The 20,914-nt window shown below is 33.2% G+C and carries 24 protein-coding genes; 13 read left to right on the plus strand and 11 right to left on the minus strand.

Annotation, left to right across the window (positions count from 1 at the left end; all coding sequences use genetic code 11):
• Positions 1-7 precede the first annotated feature (7 nt).
• The 9 genes from BHU68_RS10205 to BHU68_RS10240 all read left to right on the plus strand — a co-directional run bounded on the left by BHU68_RS10205 (position 8) and on the right by BHU68_RS10240 (position 6,970).
• Positions 8-334: a hypothetical protein gene (locus BHU68_RS10205; RefSeq protein ID WP_141698823.1), complete on the plus strand. Its 327-nt coding sequence runs from the start codon at positions 8-10 to the stop codon at positions 332-334.
• A 2-nt stretch (positions 335-336) separates the two neighbouring features.
• Positions 337-600: a hypothetical protein gene (locus BHU68_RS10210; RefSeq protein ID WP_069471337.1), complete on the plus strand. Its 264-nt coding sequence runs from the start codon at positions 337-339 to the stop codon at positions 598-600.
• Positions 590-1,204 (plus strand): PP2C family protein-serine/threonine phosphatase, encoded by a 615-nt coding sequence (locus tag BHU68_RS10215; protein WP_069471336.1) that lies wholly within the window; start codon positions 590-592, stop codon positions 1,202-1,204. Before BHU68_RS10210 ends, BHU68_RS10215 begins: the two co-directional genes overlap by 11 nt.
• A gap of 452 nt (positions 1,205-1,656) precedes the next feature.
• Positions 1,657-1,824 (plus strand): hypothetical protein, encoded by a 168-nt coding sequence (locus BHU68_RS17290; protein ID WP_171899497.1) that lies wholly within the window; start codon positions 1,657-1,659, stop codon positions 1,822-1,824.
• A 108-nt stretch (positions 1,825-1,932) separates the two neighbouring features.
• On the plus strand, positions 1,933-2,634 hold the full coding sequence (locus tag BHU68_RS10220) for a vWA domain-containing protein (protein WP_069471335.1): 702 nt from the start codon (positions 1,933-1,935) through the stop codon (positions 2,632-2,634).
• Positions 2,624-3,427 carry a PP2C family serine/threonine-protein phosphatase gene (locus BHU68_RS10225; RefSeq protein WP_069471334.1) on the plus strand — a complete coding sequence of 268 codons (804 nt, stop codon included), beginning with the start codon at positions 2,624-2,626 and terminating at the stop codon, positions 3,425-3,427. Before BHU68_RS10220 ends, BHU68_RS10225 begins: the two co-directional genes overlap by 11 nt.
• Positions 3,424-4,335 (plus strand): leucine-rich repeat domain-containing protein, encoded by a 912-nt coding sequence (locus BHU68_RS10230; protein WP_069471333.1) that lies wholly within the window; start codon positions 3,424-3,426, stop codon positions 4,333-4,335. Before BHU68_RS10225 ends, BHU68_RS10230 begins: the two co-directional genes overlap by 4 nt.
• Positions 4,336-4,346: 11 nt before the next feature.
• Entirely contained in the window at positions 4,347-5,660 is a 1,314-nt protein-coding gene (locus BHU68_RS10235) for a protein kinase domain-containing protein (RefSeq protein ID WP_069471332.1), read from the plus strand.
• On the plus strand, positions 5,660-6,970 hold the full coding sequence (locus BHU68_RS10240; protein ID WP_069471331.1) for a leucine-rich repeat domain-containing protein: 1,311 nt from the start codon (positions 5,660-5,662) through the stop codon (positions 6,968-6,970). The genes BHU68_RS10235 and BHU68_RS10240 overlap by 1 nt, the downstream gene beginning before the upstream one ends.
• Positions 6,971-7,046: 76 nt before the next feature.
• Here the strand turns inward: BHU68_RS10240 and BHU68_RS10245 are convergent, their stop codons facing one another.
• From BHU68_RS10245 to BHU68_RS18070, 6 genes are all read right to left on the minus strand, one after another.
• The gene (locus BHU68_RS10245; RefSeq protein WP_069472769.1) at positions 7,047-8,552 is read right to left on the minus strand and encodes a VWA domain-containing protein; all 1,506 of its coding nucleotides are present in this window, start codon (positions 8,550-8,552) and stop codon (positions 7,047-7,049) included.
• 282 nt (positions 8,553-8,834) lie between these two features.
• Positions 8,835-10,991, minus strand: a complete 2,157-nt coding sequence (locus BHU68_RS10250; protein ID WP_069471329.1) for a DUF7507 domain-containing protein — start codon at positions 10,989-10,991, stop codon at positions 8,835-8,837.
• A 62-nt stretch (positions 10,992-11,053) separates the two neighbouring features.
• The gene (locus BHU68_RS10255) at positions 11,054-11,476 is read right to left on the minus strand and encodes a signal peptidase I (RefSeq protein ID WP_069471328.1); all 423 of its coding nucleotides are present in this window, start codon (positions 11,474-11,476) and stop codon (positions 11,054-11,056) included.
• 2 nt (positions 11,477-11,478) lie between these two features.
• Positions 11,479-12,459, minus strand: coding sequence for a hypothetical protein (locus BHU68_RS10260; RefSeq protein ID WP_069471327.1), 981 nt, complete (start codon positions 12,457-12,459; stop codon positions 11,479-11,481).
• Positions 12,456-12,713: a PqqD family protein gene (locus BHU68_RS10265; protein ID WP_069471326.1), complete on the minus strand. Its 258-nt coding sequence runs from the start codon at positions 12,711-12,713 to the stop codon at positions 12,456-12,458. The genes BHU68_RS10260 and BHU68_RS10265 overlap by 4 nt, the downstream gene beginning before the upstream one ends.
• 63 nt (positions 12,714-12,776) lie before the next feature.
• Positions 12,777-12,905: a hypothetical protein gene (locus BHU68_RS18070; RefSeq protein ID WP_256359166.1), complete on the minus strand. Its 129-nt coding sequence runs from the start codon at positions 12,903-12,905 to the stop codon at positions 12,777-12,779.
• Between the two features lie 138 nt (positions 12,906-13,043).
• Here BHU68_RS18070 and BHU68_RS10270 point away from each other — a divergent pair, with 138 nt between their 5' ends.
• A complete protein-coding gene (locus BHU68_RS10270) occupies positions 13,044-14,207 on the plus strand; it encodes a nucleotidyltransferase domain-containing protein (protein WP_069471325.1) in 1,164 nt (387 codons plus the stop codon).
• A 272-nt stretch (positions 14,208-14,479) separates the two neighbouring features.
• Here BHU68_RS10270 and BHU68_RS18365 read toward each other — a convergent pair whose 3' ends face one another.
• Complete coding sequence (locus BHU68_RS18365) at positions 14,480-14,638, minus strand: hypothetical protein (protein ID WP_141699494.1); 159 nt, start codon at positions 14,636-14,638, stop codon at positions 14,480-14,482.
• A gap of 58 nt (positions 14,639-14,696) precedes the next feature.
• Here BHU68_RS18365 and BHU68_RS10275 point away from each other — a divergent pair, with 58 nt between their 5' ends.
• Together BHU68_RS10275 and der are read left to right on the plus strand one after the other, a co-directional pair.
• Positions 14,697-15,140 (plus strand): tetratricopeptide repeat protein, encoded by a 444-nt coding sequence (locus BHU68_RS10275; RefSeq protein WP_171899558.1) that lies wholly within the window; start codon positions 14,697-14,699, stop codon positions 15,138-15,140.
• 3 nt (positions 15,141-15,143) lie between these two features.
• Positions 15,144-16,529, plus strand: a complete 1,386-nt coding sequence (gene der, locus BHU68_RS10280; protein ID WP_069471323.1) for a ribosome biogenesis GTPase Der — start codon at positions 15,144-15,146, stop codon at positions 16,527-16,529.
• Between the two features lie 5 nt (positions 16,530-16,534).
• Here the strand turns inward: der and ispH are convergent, their stop codons facing one another.
• The 4 genes from ispH to BHU68_RS10300 all read right to left on the minus strand — a co-directional run bounded on the left by ispH (position 16,535) and on the right by BHU68_RS10300 (position 18,818).
• Positions 16,535-17,461: a 4-hydroxy-3-methylbut-2-enyl diphosphate reductase gene (gene ispH, locus BHU68_RS10285; RefSeq protein ID WP_069471322.1), complete on the minus strand. Its 927-nt coding sequence runs from the start codon at positions 17,459-17,461 to the stop codon at positions 16,535-16,537.
• 122 nt (positions 17,462-17,583) lie between these two features.
• Complete coding sequence (locus BHU68_RS10290) at positions 17,584-17,937, minus strand: hypothetical protein (protein ID WP_069471321.1); 354 nt, start codon at positions 17,935-17,937, stop codon at positions 17,584-17,586.
• Positions 17,938-17,984: 47 nt separating this feature from the next.
• Positions 17,985-18,239, minus strand: a complete 255-nt coding sequence (locus BHU68_RS10295; protein WP_069471320.1) for a hypothetical protein — start codon at positions 18,237-18,239, stop codon at positions 17,985-17,987.
• 219 nt (positions 18,240-18,458) lie between these two features.
• Complete coding sequence (locus BHU68_RS10300; RefSeq protein WP_069471319.1) at positions 18,459-18,818, minus strand: hypothetical protein; 360 nt, start codon at positions 18,816-18,818, stop codon at positions 18,459-18,461.
• 256 nt (positions 18,819-19,074) lie between these two features.
• Here BHU68_RS10300 and BHU68_RS10305 point away from each other — a divergent pair, with 256 nt between their 5' ends.
• Entirely contained in the window at positions 19,075-20,808 is a 1,734-nt protein-coding gene (locus tag BHU68_RS10305; RefSeq protein WP_069471318.1) for a hypothetical protein, read from the plus strand.
• Positions 20,809-20,914 lie beyond the last annotated feature (106 nt).

Genomic DNA, 20,914 nt, shown 5'->3' on the forward strand with positions numbered 1-20,914 from the left:
CGTTGAAATGGTAGGTTATTACTTGGAAAAAACTTTTGAAATTATAGATGGACTTAGACGAGCAAAAGCGTCTTATCTGGTAGGATATACAACTATCATAGCTCATATTCTGGATAAAGAAAGTAAGATTATAGAAACTACAGAATTATCACTTGATTTACTCAGATCGCCTTATAAAAATAGTATTGATGTTAGTCATCAAAGGAAAATGGATAGATTTATGGAAACATTAAACAAAATAAAATCTGGTTCTATTCCACCGCCTATTATAGTTCAGTTAGGTAATAGAGGATTAAAAATTAGAGATGTTGATTTAGATTCAATCGGAGAATAAGTATGATTAAAAAAGAAAAATTAAATAATGCTCTTTATGCTTTACAAGCACTTATGGTTCATGCTAGAAGCATGGCTCATGAAAAAGTTGATCATAAGTTATTGGCAGAATTACTTGATGATGTGGAAGAATTACCTCGATTGATAGCTGTAGCTGAAGATAAAACAGATGATTTTAAATCTGCGCTAACTGATCTATCAGAACAGTATAGTTGTCCATATATTTTACAGCAATTTGAACAGTCTAATAATTTAAATGGTTTTTGATTATTTCGCTAATACTGTAGGATTAGATGATCGTGCTGCTGTTTATCAAAAATATGATTTTTTAGTTGCTGTAGTTGCTGATGGTGCTGGTGGCATGACTGGATCTTCTGAAGCTGCTGATTATTTTCTTCAATCTGTTCTTCAGAAAATTTCAACTGAAACTAGATATATAATGGATCACACCTACTGGTATCGAGTGTTAGCGGAAATAGATGATTTGCTTTATCAGCATCCAATAGCTGGCGAAACTACTGGAATAATAGCAGCGTTTAATACCAATAATAATTGCATAGTTGGTGCTAGTGTGGGCGATTCTGAAGCTTATATTATCTCAAATAAATACTGCTGCTTGACTGAGCATCAGTATCGCAAACCTTTATTAGGTTCAGGTGCAGCTATTCCGATACCATTTGGTCCAATTACTGTTGATGGAACTCTTATATTGGGTTCCGATGGTTTATTTAAGTACACTAGTTTGAGTAAAATTAGTCAAATTATTCAATATAATCATCCCAAAGAGAGTGTTTTACGCCTATTTGATTTGGTTAAGTTACCAAATGGTAGTTTTATGGATGATGTTTCAGTTGTAGTAGTAAATCCGTAGTAATTAATAACAAAATAATCACTTGGCTGGGAGATTAAAATTAAAAAGACAACAAGAATTAGTGTCGCAGCAGACACTATTAAAATTTTGGAACCCTTAATTAAAATAATTAATATACAGTTTACACAGAAGATTAAAAATGCCTATTTAATACATTGGTATGATGTGGATGGTTATAATTACGGGATAATTTTAAGAAATTTTCAAAACTCACGTATTATGTATCGCCCCTTCAGGGCTAAAATTCTAAACAAATCAATCCTAGGGTGTTGCCCTCCTCTCGACGATAGGAGAGACCATTAGGAGGGGCCTTGTATGTCTGCCCCTTTCAGGGGCAACTGATAAAATTGATACGAATTGAGGTGCGTAACATCAGTTAATTAAAGAAAAATTCTATGGTATCATATATATGAAGTATCTAAACTTTTGAAATTGCAATATAAACAAGAATAATGTATATTATTACTTTTATTATCTTTAAGGAACTTAATGAAGTTTACAAAGCCTATAACCGCGCTGACTATCCAACCGCCCTAGAAAAATTGAAACAATGTTTAAATTTAGCGCGTCAAGCTAAAAACCAACAGGCTATTGGAAGTTTAAGCCGCCTTCCCGCATAGACTAGATGCCCCAAACACTAATCATAGTAAATAGCATCCAAGCATTTCCTACATGGCATATATATTGTATCCCATACAATATTATAATTAAATTGGGAACAATAAATAATGAATAAACGTCCCGGTGGTGAGCTTGCTACTCGCCCGCTGCATTTTATTTTACTTGCAGATTGTTCTGGCTCTATGAATATTGATGGTAAAATTCAAGCCTTAAATAATGCAATTCGTGAAGCTATTCCACATATGCAAGCAATTGCCAATGAAAATCCTAATGCTGAAATATTAGTACGTGCTATTAAATTTGCTGATGGTGCATCATGGCATATTTCTCAACCCACTCCAATTGACAAATTTCAATGGGTTGATTTAACTAGCGGCGGTTTAACTGATATGGGTGAAGCTTTAAGCTTATTATCAGAACAATTAAAAATACCACCTATGAGCGATAGGGCTTTACCTCCAGTATTAGTCTTAATTTCTGATGGCTTGCCTACTGATGATATTAATAATGGTTTAAAAACATTAATGGCTTTACCGTGGGGTAAAAAATCAGTTCGTATCGCAATTGCAGTTGGAGAAGATGCTGATCAAGAAATTTTACAACGATTTATTGACAATACAAATATAAAACCCTTACAAGCAAATAATGCAGATCAATTAGTTAAATATATAAAATGGGTATCAACTGTAATTTTAAAATCAGCATCATCACCATCTAGTCAAGTTAATTATATGAATTCTTCAGGTATGAATGTGCCAATTCCAAAACTGCCAGAAAATGAGCCTTCTTCAGCAACGGATGTCTGGTAATCAATGCTTAATGATGGCGGCTAGTGTTCGCGGTGCAACACATAAGCGTCATAATATACCCAATCAAGATTCTATCAGATGTTATATTTCAGACGCTGTTATTTTAGCAATTTCTGACGGGCATGGCAGCAAAAAGAGTTTTAGAAGTGATCAAGGTTCATCTTTTGCAGTTAAAATTGCGACTGAAACTATCAAAAAATTTGTTAAATCTATTAAATCTTATAACTATAATTTATCTTTTATAAAAAGATTAGCTAATGAACAGCTACCTAAATTTATTGTTCAAAAATGGCTAGCCGCTGTAGATGCAGATATTCGTAACAATCCCTTTTCTGAAGCTGAATTAAAAATCTTAGAAGGCAAAACTACAATTGCTTACGGTGCAACCTTATTAATTGTATTGGTAACAGAGGATTTTATTATCTACTGGCAACTAGGTGATGGAAATATTTTAACAGTTTGGGAAAACAATATTATAGAACAACCAATTTTAAGAGATGAACGCTTATTTGCTAATGAAACTACATCCTTATGCATTAAAGATGCCTGGCGTGATTTTAGTCTTACTTTTCAAGTCATTACAAATAAATCACCGCAATTAATTTTATTAGCTACTGATGGATATGCTAACTCTTTTCCTGATGATGCAAACTTTTTAAAAGTAGCCTCAGATATTACACAATTAATAAAAAAGGAAGGTTCCTCTTTTGTGACAAAAAATTTAGAACAGTGGCTCACAGAAGCCTCAAAAAGCGGTAGTGGTGATGACATCACTATAGGAATAATAAAATGAATAATATTGTTCGTAATAATTTAAAAATTATTGTTACCAACTACGGTATTAATATCTGTAATGACATTAAAAAATGTGAAGCCTTATTACGTGATTTATGCCCCCAATATAAACGTGAAATTAATTTGTTAATCAGCGTATTACAGGAAAACATTGTTACAGACTTATTAAAACTCTCAAATAAAGACTCAATAGATATAGTATTAGTTAAATTCACACAACGTTTATATGATAATTTAGGTATTGCACCAGAATTTGCAGCTTGGGCAGTCGAATCTTGGGCTTTAATATTAGAAATCATTTCGTCTCCAAATAATTCTATACAAAATATATCTTTAACTAAAAGTTTTATTGCTGCTGATTTAGAATGGTGGCGACAATTAGACTCTGAATGGAAAACTATTTTAATGAATGCTGTTGGTATTCAATATCAACCACACGAACAACAAATTAATCATATTATCAGTTTAACTGAATTAGATTGTCGTTATCATCCATTGCTAAGTAACTTCAAAGCTTTAAAATTTTTAAAAAATTTAAAAAAATTAGATTGCAGTTTGACTAGTTCCAATGATTTACATGGTTTAGCCCCATTAAATAATTTACAATCTTTATCTTGCTGGGGTAATGAAATTCAAAATTTAGAAGCACTGTCAAATTTACAACAGTTAGAGTCTTTATATTGTGCAGAAAATCAAATTACTGATTTAACACCACTAGAAAATTTAAGTAATTTAAGATCATTATCTTGTTGGAACAATCCAATTATTAGTTTAGAACCTTTATTAAAACTTGAAAATTTAGAATATTTAAACTGCAAAGAGACTCAAATTACTCAACTACAAATAAAAACATTTAAAAGCCTGATGCCAAACTGTGAAGTGATTCATAATTTTGGTTATTTGTAACGGATAAAAAAATGAACCAATTACTAAGTCCAAAACAAATCATACAATTAGATACCAATCTATATTGCGAAGTTGAAAAATACATTGGTGGGGGTGGACAGGGAGAAGTTTATCAAGCCAATTTAAACGGTAAACTTGTAGCTCTAAAATGGTATTTTCCTGAACAAGCTACCGAAGAACAATATCACGCGCTGGAAATGTTAATTAACAGCGGCGCACCTAATGAAAAATTTTTATGGCCCCTCAGTTTAGCTACAGCTTCTCAAATTAAAGGTTTTGGTTATGTAATGCCATTACGAGGAGCGCGTTATAAAAGTATTAATGATTTAATGAAGCGGCGTATTGATCCTTCATTTCGTATCTTGGCTACTGTTGGCTTAGAATTAGCTCATAGTTTTTTGCAACTTCATGCTAAGGGTTTCTGTTATCGAGATATTTCTTTTGGTAATGTCTTTTTTGATCCTGATACTGGAAAGGTGTTAATTTGTGATAATGATAATGTTACCCTTGATGGTGATGCTAATGGAGGAATATTAGGTACCCCCCGCTTTATGGCACCAGAGGTAGTACGAGGAGAAGCAAAACCAAGTACAGAAACAGATTTATTTTCATTAGCAGTATTATTGTTTTATATATTTATGATACATCATCCATTAGAAGGCAAAAAAGAAGCTAAAATCAAGTGCTTTGATTTGCCTGCGATGAATAAATTGTATGGAACAGAACCAGTTTTTATATTTGATCCTCATGATAAATCTAATATTCCGATATTAGGTTATCATGATAATGCTATTATTTATTGGAATCTTTATTCAGCTCAACTACGTAATATTTTTACAAAAGCTTTTACTAATGGTATCTATGATCCTAAACAAGGTAGGATACGTGAAAGTGAATGGTGTCATGCAATGATAGCTTTGCGAGATTCAATTATTTATTGTGGAGATTGTGGGGCAGAAAATTTCTATGAAACAGACATGATGGATCATAAAAAAGGCAAACTTTGTTGGTCATGTCAAAAGCTATTAAATATTCCACCACATATTCGTATTAATAATAATATTATTATGTTAAATTATGATACTAAGCTTTTCAATCATCATATTGATCCAGATAAAAATTATGAGTTTTCTAAAGCTATTGCCACAGTGAATCAACATCCTGATTTACCTGATGTATGGGGGCTAAAAAATCTTTCCTCAGAAACATGGCATGTTACAACAGTAAATAATCTAACCAGCAAAGTAGAAATAGGGCAAAATGTAAAAATAGCTTTAGGTATAAAAATAAATTTTGGTAAAACCACTGGAGAAATTAGATTGTAATGAATGATATTCCTCGTGACATGCTAAAATATATCATTACACAATATGGTAATGTTATATATCAGGATCAAAAAAAATTTAAAGCTATATTAAAAGATTTATGTCCTGAATATAAGCGTGAAATCAATCTGTTAATCAGTGCCATTAGAGAAAGAGTTGTGGCAGATTTAATTAATAGCTCTGCAACACAACCAATTGAAATTTTATTGGTAAAATTAAAACAGCGTTTATACAATAATCTTGGTGTAGCACAAGAATTTGCTGATTGGGCGGTAGATTCTTGGGCTTTAGCTTTAGGTGTCATTTCTAAAGCCGTTAGCACTCCTCCAAAATTAGAAAAACCTAAAGAATTTATTAATCCAAAATGTACAATTGTACCATCTGTACAAGAATACGAAGATCTTATTTCAGAAGATAGAAAATGGTGGAATAGTTTAGATGATAAATGGAAACAGATTTTTATTAAAGCAATTGGTATTAAGCGTACACCAAAAGATATTGAATTATTAAGAATAATAAATTTACGTGCATTAAATTGTCGTGCTAATAACATTAGCTGTTTGGAGCCGCTAAGCCGTTTGAAAAATTTACAACAATTAGCTTTACAAGATAATCAAATAAGCAGTTTAGAACCGTTAAAATCATTAAAACATTTACGAAAATTATTTTGTGGAAATAATAAAATTGATAATTTAATAGCTCTTAAAGACTTAAAAAAATTACAATATTTAAGTTGTTGGAAAAACAATATTACTAGTTTAAGATCAATAAAAGATTTAGATGATTTGCGTGAATTAGATTGTAGTTATAATGAAATAACTGATTTAGAACCATTAAGTAAATTAAATGACTTACGAGAATTATTTTGTTATTATAATCCTATAAAGAGTTTAAAAGCAATTAGCAAGTTAGTAAATTTACAAAGATTAGATTGTTATAACACTAAGATAACTAAGTTAGTAGATCTAAAAAATTTAAAGAATTTACAACGTTTAAATTGTGTAAACACAAAAATTTCAAGCTTAGAACCATTACAAAATTTAACCAAATTACATTATTTAAATTGCAATAATACCTTAATTTCTAATTTAGAACCGTTAAGAAATATATATAACTTGCAACAACTATATTGCAAACAAACCAAAATCAAAACTTTAAAACCACTACGAGAATTAAATTATTTACAAGTATTAGATTGCGAAGAAACTAGGATAAAAAAAGCAGAAATCACCAGATTTAGAAAAGCAGCACCTCAATGTCATATCTATGCCAAACCAATTCCGAGTATTTGGGATCAATGGTTTGCATAAACTAAAAGACCTGTCAGGTTTTAAAAACCTGACAGGTCTGAGAGTTTAAGGGCAGCTAAGTATCATAATAAATGATTTAATCTGAAATTATGATAGCGGCACTAGTTCCGGGTTTGCCCTTGGCTGTTAAAGTAATTGTATTATCATTTCCTTCGAACATATATTCTGAAATGTCTAGGAATCTTTCCTCATTGTCCTTTAAACCAGTGACATTATACTTATTACCGTTGACAATAATCTCAAGCTTCTTAAGACCGGGATTACCATTTTTAATATTTATCTTACTTTCTACTTCAGGAATGGCAGTAAAGGTGTTGCTAACTGGCTTACCACTTTCTCTGACTTCTAAAGTTAGAATTGGGTCACAATGAATTGAGTTTCCAACTCTGTCTTTTACTTCTAACAGAACTTGAGCAGACTGACTCTCATCATCTTTATCAGCGTGAACTATCACAGAATCAGTTGTACCATATTGGAAAAGTGGTATAGTCACTGTAGCATTGTCATCTTGCAAGATATTTATTGATGCAAGACCACTATCATTATCCTGAGTGAATATATCAATATATGTTGTTGGTGGACCACTAACATGTTCCAAGATGTAACATGTAGGAGGTGTGCTATCCCACACTTTTTCAGCTATATCTGTCTTGACCTTTTGTATAGCATTAGTAAAGCTGCCTTGAATTATATCTGTCCCAGCCCCGTTATCTCCAAGATATGTGAAGCTTGCTTCACCATTGCTATCAGTAACAGCAGTAGCAGTGTCATCCTTGTTAGGGCCTGAGATTACTTTGAAAGTTACTGTTACCCCAGCAATAGGAATTTTTAGAAGAATGTCTCTTACTAATGCAGTAACTGTATGACTTGTTCCCAGTGGATTTGCAGCTTTCTTAGGAGTGACAACAATCTCTTTCCTAATGCATAAAGGAATCAGCTTGTTCAACACAGCTTGAGGACTTGCTTTAAAGTCAATAATTTTAAAAATAGTCCCACCTGTTGCTTCAGAAAGACTACCGGGGTTAGATCCATACGTTGTTGCTGTATTACCACCAAATGGGGGGTTGACGATCCCCAACCATAAAGCATTCTGTGCCTGCAACTTAGTAACAGCAGTAGTCAAATTACCACCATCTGAATCTTCATCAGTAATCAAAACATAGCATCCATAAGCAGATCCAGTGCGGAAACTGACATTGTCATGGGCAAAAATGGTAGCTTCGACACCCGGTTCATAACCTCCACTAGCTACAAGTGTAGCTAAAGCGGTACTTAAGCCTGCTGCATCGGTAAGATTTGTAGTAAGTCCGGGATTTGGACCAGAACCTCCTCCAAATTCAACGAGTGCATACCGGGAATCCAAAGATAGTTCTAATTGATCTGCTATAAAATTGACATTTATTCGAACTTGATCGATATCATTCTGCATACTTCCAGATTCGTCAATAATAAAAACTATATCAGCTGGAGGATTTACTACTGCATGGGCTGCTGTGAAAATGCCAGCAAACATCACAAAAACAGCCGCAATTACAAATTTTATATTCATATTGTTACCTAGTATAATTTTATTAAGTTTCATAACTACTAAAGCATAAGTTTTAATTTTTCAAAATACTTGAAAACTTGTGTTTTAGTTCCTAGTACACTGTCAATAAACTAAACCTTGTTATAAGTTCCAAGACCTGACAGGTCTAAAACCCGACAGTTTAAAGTTGACAAAGCACTAGTGATTATTATGCAATAATATCTCCATATTATATATATTGTTAGCGTCATCAGCAAAAGAAGGAATTTATAGGGTTCTTAGAAAAGCAGATGCCCCTTTAAGAAGAACTCAAAGAGGCATCTAGTATCAGATTGATTACATATCTGCAATCAATACAAGTGCGCTACCATCAGGCTTACCTAGAGCTGTTAAGCTAATTGTATTGTTATTATATAGATTCATATAAGCTGCAACGTCTTGGAATATTACTTGATTATCTGCTAAATTATCAAATACAAATATCTGACCATTTACGTTAATCTGAATTTCCTTAAGACCGGGGGCACCGTTTGTAACAGTTATCTTACTTTCAATTTCAGGAATATCAGTAAATGTCTGGGTAACGGGCTTACCATTTGTTCTGGCTACTACACTGATAACTGGATCGCATACAGTTACATTTCCAACTAAATCAGTAATCTGAAATTCAACAACTGAACTTAAGTTTTGATCAACCTTTGTAGCAGTGATTAGTATAGGAACAGTGATACCTACTGTAAAACCAGTGTGTCCAGTTATATTAACATTTTCCTCTCTGGTAACTAGAATTTCAGAAATACCACTATCAGTATCACTAGTAGTTACTTCTATGTACTTATCACCGTTAGCATTGGTACCTACTGCTGTAATTGCACAATATGGTCTAGCATCTCCCAAGTAGTGACTGTAATCTGTGTCAGATACTGCTCTTTGGTTAGCTAAATCATCAGTATAGGTTGTAGTGGCTGTACCAAGATTATCGTACTGACCAGCTGTAGATATGCCATTGGCTTTACAAGTTTTAGTTTCACCCATATGCAGGATAGAGATGACATTATCATTATTAGCTTCACCGCAATCAATATTGGCTGAAGCGATTACACTATCAGTCACCTGAACATTGGTAAGATCAGTATTACCAGTATTTTCTACTCTGTACATCCAGAATACAGGATCATCCGCTGTTATCATTGGACCTGTAATAGTATCAGCATCTTCACCATTAGTGAACTTCTCAAGATCGATACTTGGATCAGCACCATAGTAGTGGCTCTTATCAGTATCACTTACTGGAGTGCCGGAATAGTCAGCAGTTACTGAAGCAGTATTAGAGTACTGATAGGCTGTAGCGGTGCCTGTAGCGGTACATATCATGGACGCACCAACAGCTAGAGATGTGCTAGGGCAACTTATGGTACCCAGAATATTATCTGTTACCACAATATTTTGTAGAGCTACATTACCGATGTTAGTGACCTCGTATTTCCACGTAACTGTTTCACCAGTTAAGATAATTGGTCCACTTGGACCATCTGCATCTGCATAATCATTTACACCCGGTCCTGATTTAGTTAAGTACTCGATATCAATGTTGGATACACCACCGAAGTAGTGGCTGGGATCAGTATCATTAACTGAATCACCATCAGGATCAGTAGCAGTAACAGAACCTACATTAGCATACTGGTTGGCTGTTGCTGTACCAGTTGCGGTACATATCATAGACTCACCAACAACTAAAGAAGTTTTAGGGCAACTGATGCTACCAACAACATCATCCGTCACCGCAATACCAGTGAGATCAGTATAACCATTATTTGTAACAATGTAGCTCCAATTTACCCCATTACCAACTGCGATAACCGGACCTGTTGGATCATCAGCATCAATATCGTTAGTGTGTGTCTCTATGTCAATATTAGATACTGGATTACACTGTAGTGATAGCTCAAGCGGATCATTTTTTTTACCTGTTGATGAAGTCCGATCAGAATCAATGTTTATGTGCGCTTCTATGTCGTAGGGATCAGGAATTAGTGGAAATGAAACTTCATAACCAATAAGATCAACACCTTCAATTCCATTCGGTGCTACCCATGAAAACTGTGAACCGCTAGGAATAGGATCCCCACCAGCTACAGGATTTTGCCCAAGTTGATAGGCTTTGATCCATGACTCATCAGCTTCTTTCTCAGGCCAGTAATTACCTTCCCGCAATACCAATGCGTACATGGTATTGGTGCTGCAATCGTAGCGCAGATATAGATTAGATAAGTGATCTTTGGTACAATTACCAGTGCTATGATCTATACGTCCAGCTTCACACATCTTGGAGAAGAGATCAGTAGTAAGATTCCACTCACTAGTATAACCATCAACAGTAGCACTAGCATAGGTGGGCTCGTTCGCTGCATTTGCAGTTGACATGAAAGCGGCTGATATGCCCAGCGCAGACATAACTGCTAACGACATCATATTGAATTTTTTTTTCATATTTAATACCTAATTAAATGATTAATGTGTATGTGCTAATCATGCAATTATATCACCATGTTTTATAATGATTTTATATTACGTATTAATCTATAAATATGAGTAAAAATAAAGGGAGTGCTAGCGATAATATAACCTATTACATACCAAACTTTTGTATCTAGCCTTCTGTTTTTCACAGCTATAACTTTGCCAATGACGCTTTTAATATCAACTACTTCATCAAGATAACAATTAAAATCTCCTTTAGTAATTAGAGAATCATTTTGTATTTTTATCACACGATGGACTATAATTTTTCGCTCTCTCCTGTATGCAATAATAGAACCTACTCTTATATCATTGCTATTATGTTTGAGCGTCAGCCAGTCACCATTTTTTATAACAGGAGTCATACTATGACCGGAAAGTTTCAGTTGACTTTCTTTATCATTTTCCTGCCAAAGATCAAAGATAGTATTGGCTATAGAGTTTTTAATATTCACAATCAATCCAGCAACTCTGTCAATACCTTTACATTTTCCTCGCTATTTCCAAGATTAAATTTATAACACTCTGCCTTTTGGACTACATTTGACATAGCCATAAAGTGCTTAAAGGAATTTTCTTCACCGGTACGTGAATATTTTAAAGATTCAAATAGAACATCAGATTTAGAGATTGGTGTTAGTTTAGGATATTTTGAGAATCCATTGAGAAAAATCAAATAACGAATCTGACATTTACCTCCTAAAGAATTGGGATAAATATCTTCTATATCCACACTCCATTTGTTCTCACCATTTAAAGATTTTGTACTATCTGTTTCATTTAAAGCTTTCAATGCTGGAAATTTCGCCAGTGTATCTTGCCTAAATCCTAAAGATCGGGGAAATGGTGATAGTTCACAACTAGATAAATCAATAGAAGCAACCTCATCAGAGAGGAATTTAAAGCCACTTTCAACCAATTTTAAAGTTAGCGTACTTTTCCCCATGTTCGATGCACCACAAATCACTATTCCCTGATCTTTCCAAGAAACTACACCAGCGTGAAGAAGATAATGATTTCGAATCTGAAACAGAATGGAATTGAATATTATGTGTTCTGCATAGGAATTCCACAGCTCAGTATCTAAAATTACACAAGTTTTATCTTTCAAAATCATCGTTGACTTGTCAGATAAAAAACTATCAGTAACAGTGTAATCAGAATTATGTTTCTCTAACTTAAACCGACGTTGATTGCTACCTGTTAAGAAAATATCCTGCAAATTGCTTATTGTTTCACTTTCTACAATTACTAGAGGTTGACTACCAGAAATAACATAATAAGTATCGCAATTTTCCTTTGATACATCAGTTTTAAAGTGCCTATTACTATTATAGTAATGTTCACGTGCTAAAGAAGAGTCAAATTTAACTGTAAAATTAATACCAAACAAGCAATAATTATCTGAATATATCGCATTGTCTTTTAATTTTTTCATTGTTCAACCAATCCTAGTTGACTGAACTGATTGATAGTTTCTCTGATATCATCTTTTACATCTTGAACATTGGAAACATTAAATTTACCCATTATTTTGTTCTCAATCATTTCAAGACTATGTTTACCATCGCAATATTCCCAGACCATAGAAGATGTTTTATTGAGAACGTGTATCGCTTTAGTTTGGGGGTTATAAAGCACAGCTTCATCACCCATATCCCTGATGACTATTTTGTCTTTTTTTAGAAACATTTTTTCTCCATTATGATTTACCATTCGCTTAATAACTGTTGCGAATGGTAAGTAAATACTAGCTTAGAAGGAAAAACCAACCACTTTATACTGACTCATAATATCTTCTTCAGTATAAGTAGTTATTTCAGGTTTTTCATAGCTTGCTTTAACTTCTTTTATTTGATCCTGATTGTTTTCTTGTATTTTCATCTTTATCACCTTAGATTGTTAATGTAAAATATCTGAAAATGCAAATATTATACCGAAAAATAAGGCGCACTTGCTAAAAAATTGCTTAATAAATAATGGCATATGACTTGCTTAGTTTTTTGATAAAATTTCATAAATATGGCTGATCAAATAATGCTAGCTAAAAAATTAACAGGTTTATTACTCAATAACGCACAAGAATTCAAAAACTTATCATATATGGAATGGGATGTATTATTACGTTCAGCTATAAAACATGGTATTGCTGCTTTACTTTATAAGCGCGTTAAGAATTTAGATAATATTCCTAAAGATATTTTAGCGGCTTTAAGTAAGGCTTATTATACAAATCTTTTAAGAAATTTTAGTTATTATCAAGAATTATCTGAAATAATAAAGCAGTTACACGAGAATGAAATTGAAGTTATAGTCTTAAAAGGAGCATATTTAGCAAAAACAGTTTATGAATCTGATGCACTTAGATTCATTGGTGATATGGATTTAATGGTAAAATCCGCCGATTTATCTAAAACTCAGAATCTGCTGTTACAATTAGGATATAAACAAAATTTAACTGATTTTAAAAAACAAGGTGCGTTTAATATTGATCTTCATTGGAATTTTCATTTCACACCAGATACTCCATTTAAAATCAATCCAGAAATGCTATGGCAAGCAGCACAGCCTTGCACAATTGGCAATATTAAAGCTCAATGTTTATCCCCAGAAGATTTATTATTTCATGCCTGTTCTCATGCAGCCTATGCAAATAACTTTGGTAGTATGCGATTTTTGTATGATATTCAAAAAACGATTGCTTATTATGAAATTGATTGGAATCTATTATTTAAACGCGCTTCTGAATGGAAAGCTGAAAAGGTAGTTTACTTAGCACTATATATAGCAAAAGATTGTCTAGCAGCAGAGGTGCCAGACAAAGTCTTGAATGAATTTAAACCCAAAGATTTTAATTTAGAATTAGTAACAATCACCAAAGAAATTATCAGTTTCAATATCAATTATCAACTATCTTCAATCAATCTAGCCACACTATGGATGATTAATAAACCACTACGAGAAAAATTATCCATAATAATAAATAGAACATTGCTCTCACCGAAAAGCCTAGCGGCTCTCTATAACTTACCCACCAACTCATGGCGAGTTTATTTTTATTATCCAATACGTATGAAATACCTATTTGTACGATATATTGGTATTATTCATGGTGATAAAAAAATGCAAGAATGTAATTTAAAAAATAATAAAATTACTCTTATTTTGAATTGGATGAGAAATTGAATGAACTTAATAAAAATACAAGATAGGCACAGCTATGCAGTTTTTTTCAAAATACAATAAATTTTCACCCATATAAAAAACTATTCCAAATATATCTTTTTTTGAGTGTTTTTTATTGTTGGTTCTGTAATGAAAAATTTGGGTTTCATCTGTGCAAAATGACAAATGTTTCAACTCTAATTCCAATTTGTTTTGCAATCTCTGATTTATTTAGCAAAGTTGTACTTCTTGAAGCAATCACATTTACAAATATAAAAAAGCTATCTATATCTCTAAATTCTCCTAGGCGTTTCTAAATTTTCTATAAATCTATTGGGATCATCTTTAGCACTGATTCTAGTAGAAACATCATCAAGTACAATATAATTTTTACTTAAACTCATCGCAAGAGTTGACTTACCAACTTGCCTTGCACCTTTTAAAAGTACGATAGGATTTTTTTTACTATTATACTAGTTAAATTTATTTTATTGTGATAAAATAACAATCATGACAACTGAAAATAATATATCAGCTGAAGATACTATGACTTTAACAAGTGGTATCTCAGCCTTTGAAAGCAAACAATTTGTTCGCGCTTATGAATTACTTTTTCCATTGACAGAAAAAGGTAATACAGAAGCAATGTATCGTCTTGCTATCATTTCTCAAAATGGCTTAGGTATGGTGGCTAATAAAGAAAAAGCCTTCAACTGGATGAAAGATGCCGCTGAGAATGGTCTTGATTTAGCTCAACATGGTTTAGGTTTTATGTATATGGAAGGTGAATGTGCTGAGCAAGATTATGCTAAAGCTATTCATTGGTTTAAATTAGCCTCTGAGCAAGGTTTAGCAGGCGCACAAGCAACTTTAGGTAATATGTATCAAGAAGGGCTTGGAGTTGAAGTTGATTTAGATGAAGCTAAACGCTGGTTTGCTAAGGCTGGATTTTAATTTATGCTTCCTACAATTAGCATTATTGGCAGACCAAATGTTGGTAAATCTACATTTTTCAATGCTTTAACTAAAACTCGTGATGCCTTAGTAGCCGATGAATCTGGTTTAACTCGTGATCGAAAATTTGGTCGAGGATCTGTGGGTGATCGCGATTATTGGGTGATAGATACTGGTGGTATAGGTATTGATGATGATGTGATTGTCAGTCATATTACACAACAAGCCTTATTAGCCATAGAAGAATCTGACGCTATCTTTTTTGTTGTTGATGGGCGTGCTGGATTAACTCCAGTGGATGAAAAGCTGGCTCAACAAATACGTAAGTTTAATATTCCTGTTTATTTAGTAATAAATAAATCCGAAGGCATACAGGCTGAAATTATCAGTGCTGAATTTCTGGGTTTAGGTTTAGAAACATATACGATTTCTGCCGCTCATAGATCTGGCATTTATGAACTTATGGAACCAGTGTTAGCTAGTTTTCCTGATAGTGAAAAGATAGAAATAGATAAGGATAATCGCATAAAAGTTGCAATTCTTGGTCGCCCTAATGTCGGTAAATCTACCCTAGTTAATCGTATTTTAGGTTATGAGCGCGTTATTGCTTTTGATAAACCGGGAACAACTCGTGATAGTATTTTTATACCCTTTGAACGCGAAGGTAAATCATACACTTTAATTGATACTGCTGGTGTCAGACGACGAGCTAAAGTTCATGAAACCATTGAAAAGTTCAGTGTAATTAAAGCATTACAAGCTATTGAATCTGCGAATGTAGTAGTTATGTTGCTAGATGCTAATGAGGGCATGACAGATCAAGATGCAAACTTATTAGGTAATGTGCTTGATAGTGGGCGTGCTTTAATAATTGCAGTCAATAAATGGGATGACTTAGACGCAAGTAAGCGTGAACAAGTACGTTATAACTTAAATCGAAAACTACATTTTATTGATTTTGCTACAACTCATTTTATTTCAGCATTACATGGTAAAGGCATTCAAACTTTATTTAAATCAATTAATTCAGCATGGCTAGCCGCTAATAAAGAAACCAGTACATCTAAATTAAATTATATATTAGAAGCGGCTATCAGCAAACACGAACCACCAATAGTACGTGGCAGAAGAATTAAATTACGCTATATCCATCAAGCTGGAACCAATCCACCATTATTTATAATTCATGGCAACCAAGTTAGCTCCCTTTCAGGAACTTATAAACGCTACTTAATTAATGTTTTGCGAGAACAGTTGCAATTAAAAGGTACGCCAATTCACCTAAGTTTTAAACAGGGAGACAATCCCTTTGCTGGGCGAAAAACTAGCTTGACACCGCGCCAACGTAAGAAAAAAGTACGTTTAATGAAACATGTTAAAAAGAAATAATCTAACTATTTTCTCAATAATTCCACCGGAATACTAAAAGTAGTAGTTTCAGCCTTGCCGGGCATGGTAGTAACATTGCTTAGTTCTAAACTAGCTAAACGTTCCAATACTTCTTCAATCAAAATTTCTGGTGCTGATGCACCAGCAGTAACACCTACTTTTGGTTTATTTATAAACCATTGATCTTGCAAATCATTTGCATTTTCAATCAAATAAGATGGTATCTTAGCATTTTCACCTACTTCACGTAAGCGATTAGAATTAGAACTATTATTAGAGCCTACAACTAATAAAACCTCAATATCAGCCGCTAATTGGCTTACTGCATTTTGTCGATTTTGAGTTGCATAACAAATATCACTTAAATCAGGACCCTGAATCTTAGGAAAACGCGCTGTTAAGGCTTCAATAACATCACGAGTATCATCAACACTCAAAGTTGTTTGAGTTACATAAGCTACTCGTTCAGAATCTATTACTTGTAAATCTTTTACTTCTTCAACTGTAGATAACACATGTACTATTCCTTCTACACTACCCTGTGTTCCTTCCACTTCAGGATGCCCCGGATGACCAATAATAATTATTTCAAAACCCTTTTTTGCATAACGTTGTGCTTGTGAATGCACCTTGGTAACAAGAGGGCAAGTTGCATCAATCACTTCTAATTGTCGTTGCTTAGCATCTTTTACAATAGTTGTTGCCACACCATGTGCACTGAAAATACAAATTGCACCCTGTGGCACCTCATCTAAAGTTTCAACAAATACAGCACCTCGTTTTTTTAAATCATTGACCACATAAGTATTATGTACTATTTCATGTAAAACATAAATAGGATGTTGATAAATATCTAAAGCACGTTCAACGATTTCTATCGCACGTACTACACCGGCACAAAAGCCACGAGGTTGAGCTAAAGTAATATCCATAAGATTATATTGAAATTTTTACTATTTAAATTTATAATTAAACTGATCTAATAACTCAAATTATGAACTATGTATAATTTAAATAATATCCTTGAGTAAACCTGTCAGGTTTGTTCAAGTAATTATTTAGACAAAGCAAATAATCTTTGTTCTGTTCCATCAGGATAAGTAATCATAACATCATTGCTATCTGCAATTTCTGTTACTTTTATTGTTTCAGTTGCTGGAACTTTAATGTTACCATCATTACTAATATTTACTTTTGGTAAATTAATTTTACTTAAACTTTGTTTAAAACTTGAAATATCTTGTACCGCTGGAAGAGCTAATACCTCTATTTGTGTATCAGTTTTAAAACGTACTGTTTGTCCAGATTCTTGCAGGCGATTTATAGCTGGTAAAATACCTTCTCCACCTAGCACTGGATCAGCTGATAAATCAACACTTTCTCCTTTTTGAGGCAAAGTTGCAGTCAAATCAACATCTGCGGATATTTCTACACCATCACCAATTGTTACATGATTTAATTGTCAACAACACTAGTATTTTGGATAGTGAAGGTTTTTGTGATATTGTTACCAACTACTACATCACCAAAATCAGTATAATCATCGGTGCTAGGCTCTGTGTCTCCATCAGCAATATCAGTGTTATTAGCTTTAACATTTATTTCTGGTAAAGCTTGGACTTTATAGGCTGGATTTGTATTCTTAAAATGTATCCAGCCCACATTTTCGCTCCATGCGTAGCCTTGGATCACCACTATCAATAAACACATTCTTACATGCTCAAACACCGCCTAGGAATAAATTCAAGGTCCCTACGGGATTAAGTCTGCTAAAGCAGACTATGGATATTGTAAATAAAAAAACAGCTAGTTATAATGTAATGTATATTTTTAATCCTTATATTAGTCACCTTTAGGTGACTTTATCCCGTAGGGACCTTGAATTTATTCCTAGGCGGTGTTTGAGCATGTAACAATGTTTGCTTTACATCATGTTGAGGTCACACTCATGTGTATCTTGTTGCATTTTAATAAAAAATCAAAGCCTTGCACTGGCCACACATAGTTCGTGTTCGCCTTGTTGCTGCTGGTCACGCTGCTGTAGCCGAGGTCCACGTACCAAGCGTAGGCCGTTAAGATCAAGGAGATGGAAGATGACCAATAGCTGTTCGACGACTGCACGCCCAAGAACGCATCTCCATCTGTTGCCCACTTGGCTCTGCTCATCACATCATCTAAAGTTTTGCCTGTACTTGCCGGCACAGCATTTGATTCTGTAAAGGCACCACTGCGTTTAGTGCCTTCTGTACCATCATTAAGGCGATTGTAAATCTCCTCAATAGTGTACATGGCACTGCCTCCATAGGTTGGGGCGGCTGGTGAATTTTAGTTGCCAACTAAAAGTGGTGATGAAAAAACCACTGTTGAACACATGATTGCAATTTTTATCTTCATTTAATCTGCCTTTAACTTATAAAAACTAACATTATACTTTATACGTAAAATAATATCAACTTATTGTTTTTTTTATTACAAATTACTATATATACTAAAATATTTAGTCTTATGTTATAATTCAAATGAATTTGAATATATCTAAAAAATCATGCAATACCCCTTAACCGAAAAAATAGGCGAACCAGAATTACTAGTTGGGCGAGAAAAGGAATTTAAACACTTCGGCAAATGGATAAAAAACATACCAAAAAGACTCTCGAAATCCAGAGTAATAATAGCCAGAAGGAAAAGCGGCAAAACTAGCTTTGTACAACGAATTTTCAACCAATTATGGACAGAAAATAAAGAGGTTATACCATTTTATTTTGAATTTGATGAAAATAAAATGTGGTATCCAGATTTGGCAATTGATTATTATCGTGCTTTTGCTTCACAATATATTTCTTTTATTACTAGAAACCCAAAATTGGTAATACATCATTTATCTTTGAAGCAAATAAGAGAATTTGGTATAAATAAATCAATTACACCTATAGTTGATGATGTAAATTTTCTAATTGAAAACAAAGAAGTTGGAGGTAGTCATGGATTAATGTGGAAAACTGCTTGTGAAGCACCACATCGTTATGCTTCTGTTCTTGACACTAAATTTTTAGTGATTTTAGATGAATTTCAAAATATTACTAAATATATATATCCAGATCAAGAGTATCAAACAGCAGCAATTGAAACTTTAGCCGGCAGTTATCATTCTCTTGCTGAATCAAAAGTTGCTCCAATGCTAGTAACTGGTTCTTATGCTGGTTGGCTATTAAAAGTTATTAGTCAATATTTAGAAGCTGGAAGATTAAGTCAAATCCGTTTTTCTCCTTATTTAACCGAAGATGAAGGTTTAGAAGCAGTATATAAATATGCTTCATTTTATGAAGAGCCGATTACTAATGATACAGCTATGCAAATCAATAAATTATGTATGGCTGATCCATTTTTTATTTCTTGTGTCATTATCAGCGATTATGAAGATAAAGATTTAACCACCTCAAAAGGGGTGGCAGATACTGTTGATTATGAACTTTCAGAAGAAAATGCTGAAATGTATTTAACTTGGGGAGAATATATTCATCATACTGTCAATGAAGTTAATGATAAAAATGCTAAAAATATTTTATTGTTTTTGAGTAAACATAATGAAAAATATTTTACACCCGAAGATTTGAAAGAAAAATTAGGCTTAAATTTAGAAATTAATGAAATTCATAAGCAATTAATAGTTTTAAAAGAAGCTGATTTGATTAATAGGGCTGTTTCTAATATTGATTTTAGAGGTTTGCAAGATGGAACTCTTAATTTAATATTACGTAAGAGTTTTGGAAAACAAATAGACGGATTTGCACCTAATTTTAAGCAAGAGTTTGCTGATAAAATTGCTGAATTAAAAAAGGAAAATAAACAACTACAAGGTAAGATCAATTATTTCTCTGGTAAAATGGCTGAAAATATGTTAGCTGCTGCTTTAAGAAATAAAAAACGTTTTAGCCTATCTAAATTTTTTAAGAATGTTAAAGATAATACGGTTTTAAATATTCAAAAAGTTAAAGAAAGAGTTCATATTCAGCGTGAAGATGGTAAAAATATGGAACTTGATATTGTTGCTGAATCTTCATGTGCTAGAATGGTTTTGGTGGAAGTTAAAAAAACTCAGACTAAAATTGGTTTAAATCAGCTTGAAGATTTTCAAGAAAAGGTTGAGGTTTATAAAACTCTTTTTCCTGACGCTATTGTTTTAGCGGCTTATTTATCTTTGGGTGGTTTTACTGATGAGGCTGGTGATTTTTGTTTGATGCATGGAATTGGGGTGGCTGAGAGAATTGAGGAGTTATAATTAAAGTTGAGGTTTATAAAACTCTTTTTCCTGACGCTATTGTTTTAGCGGCTTATTTATCTTTGGGTGGTTTCACTAATTGTATTTGGAATAGCAATTGCTTCAG

The sequence above is a fragment of the Candidatus Marithrix sp. Canyon 246 genome, from assembly GCF_001723685.1.
Lineage (GTDB): Bacteria > Pseudomonadota > Gammaproteobacteria > Beggiatoales > Beggiatoaceae > Marithrix.

Coding starts and splice junctions, on each gene's coding strand:
- BHU68_RS10295 (WP_069471320.1), bottom strand. CDS start 18,239: ATGTGTTTATTGATAGTGGTGATCCAAGGCTACGCATGGAGCGAAAAT.
- BHU68_RS18070 (WP_256359166.1), bottom strand. CDS start 12,905: ATGAAAATACAAGAAAACAATCAGGATCAAATAAAAGAAGTTAAAGCA.
- BHU68_RS10235 (WP_069471332.1), top strand. CDS start 4,347: ATGAACCAATTACTAAGTCCAAAACAAATCATACAATTAGATACCAAT.
- BHU68_RS10300 (WP_069471319.1), bottom strand. CDS start 18,818: ATGTACACTATTGAGGAGATTTACAATCGCCTTAATGATGGTACAGAA.
- BHU68_RS10270 (WP_069471325.1), top strand. CDS start 13,044: ATGGCTGATCAAATAATGCTAGCTAAAAAATTAACAGGTTTATTACTC.
- BHU68_RS10215 (WP_069471336.1), top strand. CDS start 590: ATGGTTTTTGATTATTTCGCTAATACTGTAGGATTAGATGATCGTGCT.
- BHU68_RS10305 (WP_069471318.1), top strand. CDS start 19,075: ATGCAATACCCCTTAACCGAAAAAATAGGCGAACCAGAATTACTAGTT.
- BHU68_RS10230 (WP_069471333.1), top strand. CDS start 3,424: ATGAATAATATTGTTCGTAATAATTTAAAAATTATTGTTACCAACTAC.
- ispH (WP_069471322.1), bottom strand. CDS start 17,461: ATGGATATTACTTTAGCTCAACCTCGTGGCTTTTGTGCCGGTGTAGTA.
- BHU68_RS10265 (WP_069471326.1), bottom strand. CDS start 12,713: ATGTTTCTAAAAAAAGACAAAATAGTCATCAGGGATATGGGTGATGAA.
- BHU68_RS10210 (WP_069471337.1), top strand. CDS start 337: ATGATTAAAAAAGAAAAATTAAATAATGCTCTTTATGCTTTACAAGCA.
- BHU68_RS10260 (WP_069471327.1), bottom strand. CDS start 12,459: ATGAAAAAATTAAAAGACAATGCGATATATTCAGATAATTATTGCTTG.
- BHU68_RS10275 (WP_171899558.1), top strand. CDS start 14,697: ATGACAACTGAAAATAATATATCAGCTGAAGATACTATGACTTTAACA.
- BHU68_RS10205 (WP_141698823.1), top strand. CDS start 8: ATGGTAGGTTATTACTTGGAAAAAACTTTTGAAATTATAGATGGACTT.
- BHU68_RS10240 (WP_069471331.1), top strand. CDS start 5,660: ATGAATGATATTCCTCGTGACATGCTAAAATATATCATTACACAATAT.
- BHU68_RS10220 (WP_069471335.1), top strand. CDS start 1,933: ATGAATAAACGTCCCGGTGGTGAGCTTGCTACTCGCCCGCTGCATTTT.
- der (WP_069471323.1), top strand. CDS start 15,144: ATGCTTCCTACAATTAGCATTATTGGCAGACCAAATGTTGGTAAATCT.
- BHU68_RS17290 (WP_171899497.1), top strand. CDS start 1,657: ATGTATATTATTACTTTTATTATCTTTAAGGAACTTAATGAAGTTTAC.
- BHU68_RS10225 (WP_069471334.1), top strand. CDS start 2,624: ATGTCTGGTAATCAATGCTTAATGATGGCGGCTAGTGTTCGCGGTGCA.
- BHU68_RS10245 (WP_069472769.1), bottom strand. CDS start 8,552: ATGAAACTTAATAAAATTATACTAGGTAACAATATGAATATAAAATTT.
- BHU68_RS10250 (WP_069471329.1), bottom strand. CDS start 10,991: ATGAAAAAAAAATTCAATATGATGTCGTTAGCAGTTATGTCTGCGCTG.